This window comes from Mycobacterium lepromatosis, assembly GCF_000975265.2.
GTDB lineage: Bacteria > Actinomycetota > Actinomycetes > Mycobacteriales > Mycobacteriaceae > Mycobacterium > Mycobacterium lepromatosis.
Genome location: NZ_CP083405.1, coordinates 870,307 through 885,575, shown reverse-complemented (window position 1 = coordinate 885,575; position 15,269 = coordinate 870,307). Strand labels below are relative to the sequence as shown.

The window sequence follows — 15,269 nt, the reverse complement described above, 5'->3', positions numbered from 1 at the left end:
GTGGGTATACGAGTGATGCAACGATAGAAGTTATGCTGCGCTTGAGATCATCGAGCTCAGCGCTGCTTTCGTTAGGGCTGTTGCTGCAATCGACAATGGCACTGCCGGTGGTTGGTGCTAGCCCAGAGCAGACCCCTAGCCCGGTGCCGCAACAGAACTGGGGTAACTGCAGCGTGTTCCTGTCCGACACCAGCGACATCCCTTCGGCACGATGTGCAATGGTGTCGGTGCCGGTCGACTACAATAATCCTGGTGGGATGCACGCCGAGTTGGTGGTCATCCGCGTTCCGGCGACTGGTCAACGGATCGGATCACTGCTGTTCAATCCTGGAGGACCCGGGGCGTCCGCGGTTGACATGGTCGTCGCAATGATACCAGGGTTACGATCGACCGATATTGGCCGTCACTTCGACCTGGTGGGCTTCGACCCGCGAGGAGTCGGCCACTCAACCCCGGCGCTTCGATGTCGCACTGACGTAGAGTTCGACGCGTACCGGACCGAACCGATGGTTGACTACAGTCCGGCCGGTGTGGCGCACATCGAGGAAGTCTACAAGCAGCTCGCCCAACAGTGTGTTGCCCGAGTCGGCACCGCATTCTTGGCGAACGTGGGCACCGCGTCGGCCGCGCGCGACATGGATATAGTTCGCTTGGCCCTGGGAGACGAGCAGATCAACTACCTCGGCTATAGTTACGGAACCGAGTTGGGTACCGCCTATCTTGAGCGGTTCAGCAACCGTGTGCGGGCGATGGTGCTTGACGGCGCCATTGACTCGACTGTCGGACCAATCCAGAAAGACATCCAGCAAATGGTCGGATTTCAGACCGCATTTACCGACTACGCCGCGGACTGCGCCCGCTCGGGGACCTGGGCACTGACCCCAGCCAATGGGTCAGCCGCTACCACGCGCTGATCGATCCCTTGGCCACCAAGCCGGGGCGGACGTCGGATCCACGCGGCCTGGGCTATGCTGACGCGATCACAGGCACCATTAATGCCCTCTACACCCCGTTGCACTGGAAATACCTGACCAGCGGCTTGCTTGGGCTGCAGCGCGGCACCGACGCCGGTTACCTGCTGTTGCTCGCCGACGACTACAACGGCCGAAACCGCAATGGGCACTACACCAACGAGCAGGACGCGTTTAACGCGATCCGCTGCGTAGACGCGCCGGCACCAACGGACTCAGCGAGCTGGGTATCGGCTGATCAGCAGATCCGTCAGGCCGCTCCGTTCCTCAGCTACGGGCAATTCACCGGCAACGCACCCCGCGATATCTGTGCACTGTGGCCGGTGCCGGCGACATCGATGCCACACCCCGCGCCGACGATCGCGTTGGGCAAGGTTGTCGTGGTCTCCACAACGCACGACCCGGCCACTCCGTATCAGGCCGGGGTAGACCTCGCTCGCGAACTGGGTTGCCCGCTGATCACCTACGACGGAACCCAACACACCGCCGTGTTCAATGGCGACCAGTGTGTGGATAGCGCGGTGATGCGTTATTTCGTGGATGAGACGTTGCCACCAGCGTCCTTGCAATGCCATCCCTAAGCTGCCCATAAACGACTGTTTACCTGGGAACTTCGCAATGCCAATGGGCTAGCTTGGTAACATCAGATTAGCAGCAGTTGCATAATGTTCGGGTTATGGATCGACAGAAGGAATTTGTGTTGCGCACGCTTGAGGAGCGGGACATCCGTTTCGTGCGCCTGTGGTTCACCGACGTGCTTGGTTACCTCAAGTCGGTCGCGATTGCTCCTGCTGAGTTAGAAGGTGCCTTCGAGGAAGGCATCGGCTTCGACGGATCCTCGATCGAGGGCTTTGCCCGGGTCTCGGAATCCGACACCGTAGCGCATCCGGATCCGTCGACCTTTCAGATCCTGCCCTGGGCTACCACCGCCGGCCACCACCACTCGGCGCGGATGTTCTGCGACATCACTGTGCCGGACGGCTCGCCATCGTGGGCGGATCCGCGACACGTTTTGCGACGTCAGCTGACAAAGGCCAACGACCTTGGCTTTTCCTGCTACGTCCATCCCGAAATCGAATTCTTCCTCCTCAAGGCGGGGCCTGAGGACGGGTCGATGCCCATTCCAGTGGACAACGCCGGCTATTTTGACCAAGCAGTGCACGATTCCGCGTCGAACTTTCGCCGGCACGCAATCGAGGCCCTGGAATTCATGGGTATCTCGGTGGAGTTCAGTCACCATGAAGGCGCGCCCGGCCAGCAGGAGATTGATCTGCGCTTCGCCGACGCACTGTCGATGGCCGATAACGTGATGACCTTCCGTTACGTCATCAAAGAAGTCGCGATCGAAAACGGTGCGCGGGCGTCATTCATGCCCAAGCCATTCGCGCAACACCCTGGCTCAGCGATGCACACCCATATGAGCTTGTTCGAGGGTGACGTTAATGCCTTCCACAGCGACGACGATCCGTTACAGCTGTCGGATGTGGGCAAGTCGTTCATTGCTGGGATACTTGAGCATGCCTCCGAGATCAGTGCGGTCACCAATCAGTGGGTCAACTCCTACAAAAGGTTGGTGGTTGGCGGCGAAGCGCCCACCGCTGCCTCGTGGGGGGCGGCTAACCGGTCTGCCCTGGTGAGGGTGCCGATGTACACGCCGCACAAGACTTTATCGCGGCGGGTCGAGGTGCGCAGTCCCGATTCAGCCTGCAACCCCTACCTAACATTCGCCGTGCTGCTAGCCGCTGGCTTGCGTGGGGTGGAGAAGGGGTACGTGCTGGGGCCACAGGCCGAGGACAATGTCTGGGACCTCACACCCGAAGAACGGCTCGCGATGGGATATCGCGAGTTGCCAACCAGTCTTGACAGTGCTCTTGGTGCCATGGAGGCCTCCGAGCTCGTCGCGGAAGCCCTGGGGGAGCATGTTTTTGAATTTTTTTTGCGTAATAAGCGTGCGGAATGGGCTAACTACCGCAGTCATGTCACGCTTTATGAGCTGAAGACCTACCTGTCGTTGTAGCCTAGATTCTCTACGGTTAGGTTCGACCGGAGGATGTGTTGCGACTACCGTTGTGGTTGTGAGCAAGCCCACGACGGAGCGCCCCAAGCTGCCCGGCGTCGGCCGGCTCGGGTTGCTTGACCCTCCTGCCGCGGAGAATCTCGCGCTACTGGGCTGGTATGACTACGATAGCCCGGAAAATGTGGACCTGTTGTGGTCGCTATCGCGGGCACCCGACGCCGATGCTGTGCTGCGCGCCATGGTCCGGCTGTTCGAGAACTCAGCCACCGGATGGGACGAGCTCAACGCGGCTTTGCTCACCGATCGCGGTCTGCGTGGACGGCTATTTGCCGTATTGGGCTCGTCGTTGGCGTTAGGTGATCACCTGGTCGCCCATCCGCAGTCTTGGAAGCTGTTGCGGGGCAGGGTCAGATTGCCGTCCCGTGCCCAGCTGCACCAAGCTTTCGACGAGTGCGTGAGCAAGTTGGGGAACGACACTTTGGGTGGGCCAGACTCGGTGCTGCCTCGATTGCGTACGTTATACTATGACCAGCTGCTGGTGCTGGCCGCGCTCGATCTGGCAGCAACGGTCGAAGACGAGCCGGTACTGCCGTTTACCCTGGTCGCCGCTCAGCTAGCCGATATCGCGGACGCCGCGATGGCGACCGCACTGCGGGTGGCTGAGAAAACTGTGTGTGGTGATCGCACACCACCGCGGCTGGCGGTCATCGCGATGGGCAAATGGGGGGCCCGCGAACTGAACTACGTCAGCGATGTCGACCTCATCTTTGTCGCCGAGCACGCTGACCCGCTCAGCACTCGCGTGGCCAGTGAGATGATGCTGGTGGCTTCGGCGGCGTTCTTCCAGGTGGACTCCGGGCTGCGCCCGGAGGGCCGCAGCGGTGAGCTGGTCCGTACGGTCGAGTCGCACGTTGTCTACTACCAGCGCTGGGCGAAGACCTGGGAGTTCCAGGCGTTGCTGAAAGCCCGCGCGGCGGTTGGCGATGCGGAGCTGGGCGAGCGTTACTTAGCCGCGTTGATGCCGATGGTCTGGGTCGCCTGTGAGCGTGTGGATTTCGTGGCCGAGGTACAGGCTATGCGGCGGCGCGTGAAGCAGCTGGTGCCTGCGGATGTCCGCCGCCGCGAGCTCAAACTCGGAAGAGGCGGCTTGAGAGACGTGGAGTTTGTCGTGCAGCTTTTGCAGTTGGTGCACGGCCGCAGTGACGAGACGCTACGTGTGGTTTCCACGGTAGACGCGCTGGCGGCGTTGGGCGAGGGCGGCTATATCGGCCGCGAGGACGCCGCGAACTTGACCGCCTCCTATGAGTTCCTGCGGCTGCTTGAGCACCGACTACAGCTGCAGCGACTCAAACGCACTCACCTGCTGCCCGAAGACGACGATGAAGAGGCGGTGCGTTGGCTGGCCCGCGCGGCGCACATCCATCCGGACAGCCGGAACGACGCTGCGGGGGTGCTGCGCGAGGAGCTCAAGCACCAGAACCTGCGGGTCTCGCAGCTGCATGACAAGCTCTTCTATCAGCCGCTGTTGGAGTCGATCGGGCCGGCCGGCCTAGAAATTCGCCACGGCATGACATCGGAGGCAGCCGAGCGGCAGCTGGCCACACTGGGCTATGAGAGTTCGCAGGCCGCGTTGAAACACATATCGGCGCTGGTAAACCAGAGCGGGCGGCGAGGGCGGGTGCAGTCGGTGCTGTTGCCCCGGCTGCTCAACTGGATGTCGTATTCGCCCGACCCTGACGGCGGGCTATTGGTTTACCGGCGCTTATCCGAGGCGTTGGCGGCCGAAACCTGGTACCTGTCCACGTTGCGTGACAAGCCAGCGGTGGCCAGGCGGCTCATGCATGTGCTAGGTACCTCTGTGTATGTGCCAGATTTGCTGATGCGCGCGCCCGAGGTCATTCAGTCTTACGGAGACGGGCTAACGGGCCCGAAGCTGCTGGAGGTCGAGCCTGCGACGGTGGCTCGCGCGCTGATCACTTCGGCAGGCCGCTACGCTGACCCGATGCGGGCCATCGCCGCCGCGCGTAGCCTGCGGCGTCGTGAGTTGGCCCGGGTCGGTTCCGCGGACCTCCTGGGCTTGTTGGAGGTCACCGAGGTGTGCAAGGCACTGACGTCGGTGTGGGTGGCGGTGTTGCAGGCCGCTTTGGAAGCAGTGATCCGGGCTCACCTGCCTGACGATGGCAAGGCGTTGGCGGCCATCGCGGTCATCGGTATGGGCCGATTAGGCGGTGCTGAACTGGGTTACGGGTCAGATGCAGACGTGATGTTTGTCTGCGAGCCGGCCACTGGGGTCGAGGATGCGCAAGCGTTGCGGTGGTCGGGGATGATCGCCGAACGGGTTTGCAGACTGTTGGGGACACCCAGCGTTGACCCGCCGCTGGATGTTGATGTCAATTTGCGACCCGAAGGTCGCAACGGGCCATTGGTTCGTACCTTGGGTGCCTATGCTGCCTACTATGCGCAGTGGGCTCAGCCTTGGGAGATTCAGGCCTTACTCCGCGCGCACGCGGTTGCCGGCGACGTGGATCTGGGCCAGCGGTTCCTGCTGATGGCCGATAAGACGCGCTATCCGCCCGATGGTGTATCGGCCGAGATGGTGCGTGAGATTCACCGGATGAAGGCGCGCGTCGAGGCCGAACGATTACCGCGCGGTGCCGACCCCCACACGCACACTAAGCTAGGCCGCGGGGGACTGGCCGACATCGAATGGACTGTGCAGCTGATGCAGTTGCGGCATGGGCACGAGCTGCCGGCTCTGCACAACACTTCCACATTAGAATCCCTAGATGTTATCGCTGCTGCCAACTTGGTCCCCGAAGCAGACGTGGACCTGCTGCGGCAAGCGTGGCTGACCGCTACCCGGGCCCGCAATGCGCTGGTGCTGGTCCGGGGTAAGACCACCGACCAGCTGCCAGGGCCTGGACGCCAGCTCAACGCGGTCGCTGTCGCCGCCGGCTGGCCAAATGGCGACGGCAGCGAATTCTTGGACAACTATCTACGGGTGACGCGACGTGCAAAAACTTTTGTGCGCAAGGTGTTTGGTAGTTGAAGCAGGAATCTGCTCCGGCTGGCTGCCATCGAGGTCTTAAGCGAAGAGGAGCTAATCTTGGTGCTGCCGGTCATTCAGTGCGTGATTGACACCGTGTGATGTTCGGGGTCTAGGGTCGATGCGACCGTTCTTACCCAGGCTGACTATGACTTCATCGGCCAGGCGCGAGTGCGGTCTAAGCGGTTACCGAATCACTGCTCAGTGAGTTGTTTTGGCCATGGGGCGTGAAGTATCGGGTTGGCGGTCGCCTGCTGCTATGGGGCAAGCCGCGGCCTGATTGGGCTCATCCATCAGTGTGTGAGGCGCTGGTGGATGAGCTAGTTCGCACTGCCTGGGTTGTGTTGGTGGTTTAGGGTTGGTCGCGGCGTAGGTGGGCTGCTTGCAAGGGCCGCTGAGTAGTTGGTGTTGGTCGCCGGCCGCGACATCGAAGCTGGCGATGCTGGGGGTGCGTATGGTGTGGCGGGTGGCCGGGGATCAGTTGCGCTTTTCTGGTGATGTGTTAGCCCGCCACGCGCACAAGTCACCAGATCACGCCGTGGATGGCTTTTATCTTCCTTCCGCGGTCGATCCCCACAAAAAGTCAAGTACTGCCCTAGGCTAGAGCACCGCCGTACGCGTCATCACCGGCTGCGAGGTCATCGACGAACTGTGAAACCAACACGGCACCAACACAGCCGGGGGCACACCGGCTGGCCGAGGGCCGGTGAACAAACAGACACCCCACAGCCATAGCATGCACCCGAAAGCGCCCCCAACACCCAGCGCCAACAAGATCTAGGCTAGCCCACCAAACTCCCGACCGTATCGGCCAGCGATGGCACACCAGAACACTACTTCACCTGCCACCTATGAAACCGACCAACAATTCCTGCCACAAACACCAACACCCCCGGCCACCACACAACAACAACGGCTCGGGCGAGCAGTTCAGGTGCACCAAATGCGGCAGTGACCAAGCCAGCGAACACGTCTTCAAGCAACAGCTGGCCGTCGGGGCCGGTTCAGCGGAATCTGCTAGTTGGGTATTCGCTGTTCATGCCTGGCTGATCTGCGTCCGTTGGTCATCGACTGCGTCGGTCAGCATCACCCCCAACAGCCGTGAGGGCATTCAGCCCCGATACTGATAAAAGGCTAGAGCAATCTGTTCTAGAGTCCGCTTCCTGGTCTTCTAGCAACCCGACCCGGCGCAACTCACATATCCAAGTCTCCAGGTCGGCGTAGCTGGACTTGACTTTACCTCGCCCGGCCGGGTCAACAGACCCTAGTGACTCCCGTAGCCGCATATAGTCGCCAGTCGGGTAGCCGGCGGTTGGCGGTAGATCCTGGGTACCGACGACAAGCAGTATTTGTGCCAGAGTTCCGGTCGAAATGGACCGCCAGTTCCGTCCCGATCCAGCCTCAAACCAGAGAATCGAGGTGCCTGACAAGCCCCTGCAGTAAGATTAGTCACGCACTCGCGGTTCGACCGTGCCGGAGGTCCTTGGCGAAGATAACCGCTTCGGCCCAGTGCGCTTTCAAGGAGACGATGTCGATCATCGCTTCATGGGTCGTAGTGCACGTAGGTGCCGTGGGTTGACAGTGCCCCCTCACGTGATCCATCACAGCCGGAACAACCTAGTCGATGCACGTACTCCACCGGGGTGACGTAGCACAGCCTGGATCAGCACACGGAAGGGGTGGTATTTCAGCTCAATCTAACCTATCCGGCCGCCATGGCGGCTGCGACCAAGTTTGGCCGAGTTGATTGAATTCATCTTGCGGCGAGCCCGCGGTTATGCGCTGCGCCAGCGTATCTTGTTGTGCCCACGCGTCGGTCCCATTCGGGTGCACGCCGACAATCAGGTTGTGCCCGATGACCAAGACATTTCGGTTGGCACTACATGCGATTGTGCCACGGTGAGTTCTTCGTGGAGCTGCCATTGCAGCCAGCTGTGGAAATCAATGGCATTCGAATGTTTTCAACGAAACGGGCGACACTTGGTGCCGGCCAGATGCTGCAGAAAGCTCGGCCAGCAGGGCCAGTTGCCGCCGTAGCATTCGGCCAACGCGCACCAGGTGGCGAAGTCGTCGAATGCGCGTACTTAACTTTGGCAGAAGGCGGTGTAAGCCATCTGTCGGCTTGCTGATCACGGTAATCCGATACAGCAGCAGCGTCGCCCGCTTGGCCACCTATACGCTGTCACGGTCGCTAGTGCCGAGTCGACCGGCGCGTGCCGGACCTCGGTCCGCAGCTCCTGTACCCGGCCACGTTTCTTCAGGCCGGAGAATTCCGGGATTGCTTCGACGTCTATATGTAGCCGATTAAGATTAATAATAAAGCGTCGCGCAGTCGGCAGATACCCCGACGACTCTATGGGAATCGCCGGGGTGGACGCGCGTAATGGAGTGATCAGCACCACATAGTCAGCGTCGTGCTGGGATGCCGGCCATGCATCGGTGAGATCACCAATACCCCAGGACTGTTGGGACCGCACCCTATAGCGCTGGAGAGCTGGGCGGTTAGGCCCTGTGCCTGGCGGGTGCCGAGCTGCTCCGGCAGACCGATTCAATCCGATGTCATGATGAGCGCTGTGTTGGTCTGGGGGTTGCCAGAACATAGCTGTACGCGGTGGTAGCCCAGCGGCAAATCGGTGGGCGTCACGAAACTGGCCTTGTCGATTCAGCGTCCGTCCAGATCGAAAGGCGGAGTGAAGTTGTTGACTTGCTGCAGCCCGCCCCGTTTCTTGTCGTCATCGAGCTTGCAACTATACTTCGGCGGGAGTGCCGTGGCTCACCTGCACCCAAAATGTCGTTTGCTTACCGGCGCACGTTTAGCCATGCCGCCAATCTTGAGTCCCGGATGCGCCCCGTGACGGTACGTTCTGCCCAATAGCCCCCTTGGGGTGGTTTGCCAAATGAACTATTTCGCAGTCAGTGAGACGGAGGCCGGAGTGGACGCTCAACAGGACCGAGCCTAGCTATCCACGGCTACCATGCTGTGAAAGTGCGGATGTGGGACATGAACGTGGCGGTTCAGTAATCACCTTGACAGCTATACTACCCCGGTTTTGGTGCGGTTCCGTTGACCGGCAGGCTGACCGCATTCAAGAATTGTAGTCCGGTGTCGAGATGGGCGAGTGTATCTACTTTGGCCAAGGTAGATACACGTGATTTACGGTTATCGAGAATGAGTAATGCATAGCCTTTAAAGCCATGTCAGTGTACAGGAGTTTTTAGACCGGAAGGCGATCTAACGTGGCCGAAGAGAGCCGTGGGCAGCGGGGGTCGGAGTATGGCCTTGGTTTGTCGACACGGACCCAGGTGACGGGTTACCAGTTCCTGGCCCGCCGAACTGCAATGGCGTTGACGCGGTGGCGTGTCCGCATGGAAGTCGAACCAGGTCGCCGCCAGACGCTGGCGGTGGTGGCTTCGGTTTCCGCGGCATTGGTGGGTTGTCTGGGAGCGCTGCTGTGGTCGTTTATCAGTCCATCCGGCCAGCTGAATGAGTCGCCTATCATCGCTGACCGTGACTCCGGCGCGCTGTACGTCCGGGTAGGGGATAGGTTGTACCCCGCTTTGAATCTGGCTTCCGCGCGGCTGATTACCGGACGACCGGACAATCCGCACCTGGTTCGGCCCAGTCAGATCGCCACACTACCGCATGGACCGTTGGTGGGTATTCCAGGTGCACCGTCGGAGTTCTCGCCCAAAACTCCGCAAACATCATCATGGTTGGTGTGCGACACGGTGGCCACCTCGACCGGGGCTGGGTCGTCGTCGGGGGTGACAGTCACAGTGATCGACGGATCCCCAGACCTGTCCGGCCATCGGCGGGTGTTGACCGGCTCGGATGCGGTAGTGCTGAACTATGGCGGGGATGCCTGGGTCATCCGGCAGGGACGCCGGTCCCGCATCGATGCCATGAACCGGTCGGTGCTGTTGCCATTGGGCTTGACGCCAGAGCAAGTCAGTCAAGCGCGCCCGATGAGTCGGGCGTTGTTCGATGCTTTGCCGGTGGGGCCCGACTTGGTGGTGCCAGACGTACCAAACGAGGGCAATCCGGCCTCTTTTCCGGGTGCTCCGGGCCCGGTGGGTACGGTGATCGCTACACCACAGATCAGTGGTCCGCAACAGTATTCGCTGGTGTTGGCTGACGGCGTGGAGACGCTCCCCCCACTGGTGGCCCAGATTATGCAAAACGCCGGTAAACCAGGGAACACCAAACTAATTACCGTGGCACCCTCTGTGTTGGTAAAGATGCCGGTGGTCAACAAGCTGGATCTGTCTGCTTATCCCGACACCCCGTTGCAGGTGGTGGACCTCCGAGAGAATCCGTCAACCTGCTGGTGGTGGGAACGGACCGCTGGTGAGAATCGGTCTCGTATCCAGGTGATAACTGGGTCAACCATTCCGATTAACTCAGCCGATGTGAATAAGGTGGTGTCGTTGGTGAAGGCGGACACGACTGGACGCGAAGCTGACCAAGTTTACTTCGGTTCTAATTATGCCAACTTCGTTGCGGTCACTGGCAACAATCCATCGGCACAAACAACGGAATCGTTATGGTGGGTCACGCGGACGGGCGCTCGGTTTGGGGTGGAAGACACCAAGGACGTGCGTGACTCATTAGGTTTGAACGGCACGCCCAGTTTGGCACCCTGGGTGGCCTTGCGGCTATTGCCGCAAGGACCGACACTGTCCCGAGTGGATGCATTGATTGAGCATGAAACGCTACCGATGGACATGACTCCTGCCGAGTTGGTAGTACCGAAGTGAAACGTGGCTTCGCACGGCCGACACCGGAAAAGGCTCCGGTTGTCAGGCCGGAAAACATTGTCTTGCCAACACCTTTGAGTATTCCGCCACCAGAGGGCAAGCCCTGGTGGATGATCGTGGTCGGCGTCGTAGTGATCGGCCTGGTGGGCGGCATGGTCGCCATGACGTTCGCCAGCGGTTCACGGGTGTTCGGGGGCGTCGGCTCGATTTTTCCGCTTTTCATGATCGGCGGTGTTTCGATGATGATGTTCAGCGGCCGAATGGGTGGACAGCAGCAAATGAGCCGGCCGAAGCTGGACGCGATGCGCGCCCAGTTCATGTTGATGCTGGACACGCTGCGTGAGGCCGCTAATGAGTCGGCCGACAGCATGGACGCCAATTACCGGTGGTTTCACCCGGCGCCCACCACGTTGGTTGCTGCCGTGGGATCGTCCAGAATGTGGGAGCGCAAGCCTGATGGCAAGGACCTCAATTTCTGCGTCGTCCGAGTTGGCGTGGGTATGACGCGTCCCGAGGTGACGTGGGGAGAACCGCAGAATATGCCGACCGACATCGAGCTGGAGCCGGTAACCGGGAAGGCGCTACAGGAGTTCGGGCGTTATCAAAACGTTGTCTACAACCTGCCAAAAATGGTTTCGTTGCTGGTGGAACCCTGGTATGCGCTAATTGGGGACCGCGAGCAGACGCTGGGATTGATGCGGTCAATCATTTGCCAACTGACGTTCTCGCACGGTCCTGACCACGTGCAGATGGTGGTTGTCAGTTCCGATTTGGAGCAGTGGGATTGGGTGAAGTGGCTGCCGCATTTCGGTGATCCCCGACGTCAGGACGCAGCAGGCAACGCGCGGATGGTGTACAGTTCGGTACGGGAATTCGCCGCGGAGCAAGCCGAATTGTTCACCGGTCGGGGGTCGTTTATGCCTCGGCACGTCAGTTCGTCGGCACAAACCCCGACACCTCACCACCTGATAGTCGCGGACGTCGTCGATCCGGAGTGGGAGTACGTGATCAGCGCCGAAGGTGTCGACGGTGTGACGTTCTTCGACCTGACCGGTTCTTCGATGTGGACAGGAGTCCCGAAGCGCACTTTGCGGTTTAACGAAAAAGGTGTGATTGACGCGCTGCCGCGCGACCGTGATACCTGGATGGTGATTGACGACAAGCCTTGGTTTTTCGCCCTCGCCGACCAACTTAGCTTCGCCGAAGCTGAAGAGTTCGCCCAAAAGCTGGCGCGTTGGCGGCCAGCCGAGGCCTACGAAGAGATTGGTCAGAGAGTGGTCCATATCGGCGCTCGAGATATCTTGTCCTACTATGGAATTGATGATCCATCTGCTATCGACTTTGACGCGCTGTGGAACCGCCGCACCGATGCAATGGGCAAGTCGCGATTGCGGGTACCGTTCGGCAATCGATCCGACAACGGTGAACTGTTGTTTTTGGACATGAAATCGCTTGACGAAGGCGGCGATGGTCCGCACGGGGTGATGTCGGGGACAACTGGTTCGGGCAAATCGACACTAGTGCGAACCGTGATCGAATCGTTGATGCTCGCTCATCCGCCGGAGGAGCTGCAGTTCGTGTTGGCCGACCTTAAAGGCGGGTCAGCGGTCAAGCCATTCGCCGGCGTTCCGCACGTGTCCCGGATCATCACCGACCTTGAAGAAGACCAAGTGCTTATGGAGCGCTTCTTGGATGCTCTGTGGGGCGAAATCGCCCGCCGCAAAGCGATCTGCGACAACGCCGGTGTGGACGACGCTAAAGAATACAACTCGGTGCGCACCAGGATGCGGACGCGCGGCCAGGACATGCCGGCGCTGCCGATGCTGGTGGTGGTCATCGACGAGTTTTACGAGTGGTTCCGCATCATGCCGACGGCGGTCGACGTGCTCGACTCAATCGGCCGGCAGGGCCGCGCCTACTGGATTCACTTGATGATGGCGTCGCAGACCATTGAGAGCCGAGCGGAAAAGCTCATGGAGAACATGGGCTACCGTTTGGTGCTGAAAGCACGTACTGTTGGCGCGGCGCAGGCGGCTGGCGTGCCGAACGCGGTGAACCTACCGGCTCAGGCGGGTCTGGGGTATTTTCGTAAGAGTCGTGAAGACGTCATCCGGTTTCAGGCTGAGTTCCTGTGGCGAGACTACTTCCGCGCCGTCACCCTCGACGGCGAAGAACAACCAGTGTTGGTGCACAACATCGACTATGTTCGCCCGCAATTGTTTACCAACTTATTCACGCCACTCGAGGTGAGTGTAGGAGGCCCCGAGGTCGATTCGGAGGCTGTTTTGGCCAATGGTCAGGTGTTCGACGAGGAGATCGCTGGGGAAGAAGTCGAAGGAGGGATCAAGACACCGAAAATCGGTACGGTAATCATTGATCAGCTTCGCAGGATCGACTTTGAACCTTACCGGTTGTGGCAACCCCCGCTGAACCAGCCCGTTGCCATCGACGATTTGGTCAACCGGTTTTTGGGTCACCCCTGGCAAAAGGACTACGGCTCGAGCAAGAATCTTGTGTTTCCCATAGGTATTATTGACCGGCCATTCAAGCATGACCAGCCGGCGTGGACGGTTGACACCTCCGGATCTGGCTCCAACGTGTTGGTTCTGGGAGCTGGTGGTTCTGGAAAAACCACTGCGCTGCAGACACTGATATGCTCGGCAGCACTGACTCACACCCCTGAACAGGTTCAATTCTACTGTCTGGGCTACAGCAGCACCGCGTTAACCACGGTGGCGCACTTGCCCCACGTCGGCGAGGTAGCAGGTCCTACGGATCCTTACGGTGTGCGCCGTACCGTGGCCGAATTGCTGGCCCTGGTTCGCGATCGTAAACGTAGCTTTCTCGAACACGGGATTGCCTCGATGGAGGTGTTCCGGCGCCGCAAGTTCGGTGGTGAGCTGGGTCCGGCGCCTCATGATGGGTTCGGTGATGTCTACCTGGTGATCGACAACTACCGGGCGCTGTTCGAGGAAAACGAGGTGTTGATCGAGCAGGTGAACCAGATCATCAATCAAGGCCCCTCGTTCGGTGTGCACGTTATCGTCACTGCTGATCGTGAATCAGAGCTAAGGCCACCGGTGCGTAGCGGCTTCGGTTCCCGAGTCGAGTTGCGCTTGGCTGCTGTGGAAGACGCCAAGTTGGTGCGTTCTCGGTTTGCCAAGGACGTTCCGGTCCAGCCGGGACGCGGCATGGTGACGGTCAACTACGTCCGACTTGACAGCGATCCACAGGCGGGTTTGCACGCGTTAGTCGCCCGGCCAGCGTTGGCCAATACCCCCGCTAACGTCTTCGAGTCCGACAGCGTGGTCGCAGCGGTCAGTCGGTTAACGAGCGCCCAGGCCCCACCTGTGCGCCGGTTGCCAGCTCGGTTCGGTGTGGAACAAGTGCGCGAGTGGGCAGTCCGAGACACCCGTCAAGGGGTTGGTGTAGGAGGAATCGCTTGGGCGATATCGGAATTGGACTTGCAACCGGTCTATTTAAACTTCGCCGAAAACGCGCATTTGATGATAACGGGTCGACGTGAATGTGGCCGGACCACGGTGCTGTCTACCATCATGTCCGAAATCGGCCGGCTCTATGCGCCGGGAGGTACCAGTGCACCGCCGACGTCAGAACGTTCTGCGCAGGTATGGCTGATCGATCCGCGTCGTCAGCTGCTGACGGCGCTGGGCTCCAGCTATATGGAAAAGTTCGCCTACAACCTCGATGGAGTATCTGCCATGGTGGGTGAGTTAGCGGCGTTGTTGGCCAGCCGTGAGCCGCCGCCTGGTCTGTCTGCGGAAGAGTTATTGTCGCGATCTTGGTGGAGCGGCCCCGAGATCTTCTTGATCATCGATGACATCCAGCAACTACCGTCCGGTTTCGATTCACCGCTGCAGAAGGTTGTTCCCTGGGTGACTCGAGCCGGTGATGTCGGTTTGCATGTCATTGCCACCCGCACGTTCGGCGGCTGGTCTTCGGCGGGCAGTGACCCGATGTTGCGGGCCCTGCATCAGGCGAACGCACCATTGCTGGTTATGGACGCTGATCCCGATGAGGGCTTCATCCGCGGCAAGATGAAGGGCGGTCCGTTGCCCTGCGGCCGAGGCCTGTTGATGGCCGAAGACACCGGTGTGTTGGTGCAGGTGGCAGCGACCGATGTGCGCCGATAGTGGGCAAGTTACGTTATCTCGTTAGCGCGTTTGCACTACCTGGATTTGACTAGTTTCAGCGTAGCGGCAATACCTTAAGCACGAAAAACTTCGACAGGCATTGACTTTTGGTTTTTTGGTTGGGTAGCCTCTACATCAGTTCGAATTCGGATATGTTTCAACCACTAATCGACAGCAATGGCTAGTTCCATTCGCGTAAATATGATCTGGGCATTGGTGCGGTCTACCGCAACCCCTAGCTTCGGTGAACTTTTCTGTCTATAACCAATTCGTCGGTGTCGTTGCGGTTGATCGCGAATATACACAACTGCACCCGTGAGCTT

At 59.9% G+C, this 15,269-nt stretch carries 10 protein-coding genes and 1 pseudogene; 6 read left to right on the top strand and 5 right to left on the bottom strand.

The genetic code is table 11. The features are described 5' to 3' along the window. Nucleotides 1-32: 32 nt before the first annotated feature. The 4 genes and pseudogenes from MLPF_RS04125 to MLPF_RS04110 all read left to right on the top strand — a co-directional run bounded on the left by MLPF_RS04125 (nt 33) and on the right by MLPF_RS04110 (nt 6,638). A pseudogene (locus MLPF_RS04125) lies at nt 33-1,552 on the top strand (alpha/beta hydrolase). Between the two features lie 95 nt (nt 1,553-1,647). Continuing rightward, entirely contained in the window at nt 1,648-2,988 is a 1,341-nt protein-coding gene (glnA, locus tag MLPF_RS04120) for a type I glutamate--ammonia ligase (protein WP_045843281.1), read from the top strand. A gap of 52 nt (nt 2,989-3,040) precedes the next feature. Continuing rightward, entirely contained in the window at nt 3,041-6,037 is a 2,997-nt protein-coding gene (locus tag MLPF_RS04115; RefSeq protein ID WP_045843280.1) for a bifunctional [glutamine synthetase] adenylyltransferase/[glutamine synthetase]-adenylyl-L-tyrosine phosphorylase, read from the top strand. Between the two features lie 370 nt (nt 6,038-6,407). Next, nucleotides 6,408-6,638: a hypothetical protein gene (locus tag MLPF_RS04110; protein WP_237817136.1), complete on the top strand. Its 231-nt coding sequence runs from the start codon at nt 6,408-6,410 to the stop codon at nt 6,636-6,638. Here the strand turns inward: MLPF_RS04110 and MLPF_RS04105 are convergent. From MLPF_RS04105 to MLPF_RS16120, 5 genes are all read right to left on the bottom strand, one after another. Beyond that, a complete protein-coding gene (locus MLPF_RS04105) occupies nt 6,635-6,805 on the bottom strand; it encodes a hypothetical protein (RefSeq protein ID WP_237817104.1) in 171 nt (56 codons plus the stop codon). The two genes, MLPF_RS04110 and MLPF_RS04105, sit on opposite strands and share 4 nt — an antisense overlap. Nucleotides 6,806-6,867: 62 nt before the next feature. After that, complete coding sequence (locus MLPF_RS04100; protein WP_175266396.1) at nt 6,868-7,017, bottom strand: hypothetical protein; 150 nt, start codon at nt 7,015-7,017, stop codon at nt 6,868-6,870. Between the two features lie 709 nt (nt 7,018-7,726). Next, nucleotides 7,727-7,957 carry a 4-alpha-glucanotransferase gene (locus MLPF_RS04095; RefSeq protein ID WP_236685058.1) on the bottom strand — a complete coding sequence of 77 codons (231 nt, stop codon included), beginning with the start codon at nt 7,955-7,957 and terminating at the stop codon, nt 7,727-7,729. Between the two features lie 206 nt (nt 7,958-8,163). Further along, nucleotides 8,164-8,511, bottom strand: a complete 348-nt coding sequence (locus MLPF_RS04090) for a hypothetical protein (protein WP_050039161.1) — start codon at nt 8,509-8,511, stop codon at nt 8,164-8,166. 71 nt (nt 8,512-8,582) lie between these two features. Next, on the bottom strand, nt 8,583-8,678 hold the full coding sequence (locus tag MLPF_RS16120; protein WP_337588828.1) for a hypothetical protein: 96 nt from the start codon (nt 8,676-8,678) through the stop codon (nt 8,583-8,585). Nucleotides 8,679-9,271: 593 nt separating this feature from the next. On the opposite strand from MLPF_RS16120, the gene eccB reads away from it, so the two are divergent. Further along, a complete protein-coding gene (gene eccB / locus MLPF_RS04085; protein WP_045843226.1) occupies nt 9,272-10,792 on the top strand; it encodes a type VII secretion protein EccB in 1,521 nt (506 codons plus the stop codon). Further along, nucleotides 10,789-14,946, top strand: coding sequence for a type VII secretion protein EccC (locus MLPF_RS04080; protein ID WP_045843225.1), 4,158 nt, complete (start codon nt 10,789-10,791; stop codon nt 14,944-14,946). The genes eccB and MLPF_RS04080 overlap by 4 nt, the downstream gene beginning before the upstream one ends. Nucleotides 14,947-15,269: the final 323 nt, after the last annotated feature.

Bases quoted from the DNA above. Each gene is read 5' to 3' on its own strand.
- MLPF_RS04095 (WP_236685058.1), bottom strand. From the start codon at position 7,957: ATGGCAGCTCCACGAAGAACTCACCGTGGCACAATCGCATGTAGTGCC.
- glnA (WP_045843281.1), top strand. From the start codon at position 1,648: ATGGATCGACAGAAGGAATTTGTGTTGCGCACGCTTGAGGAGCGGGAC.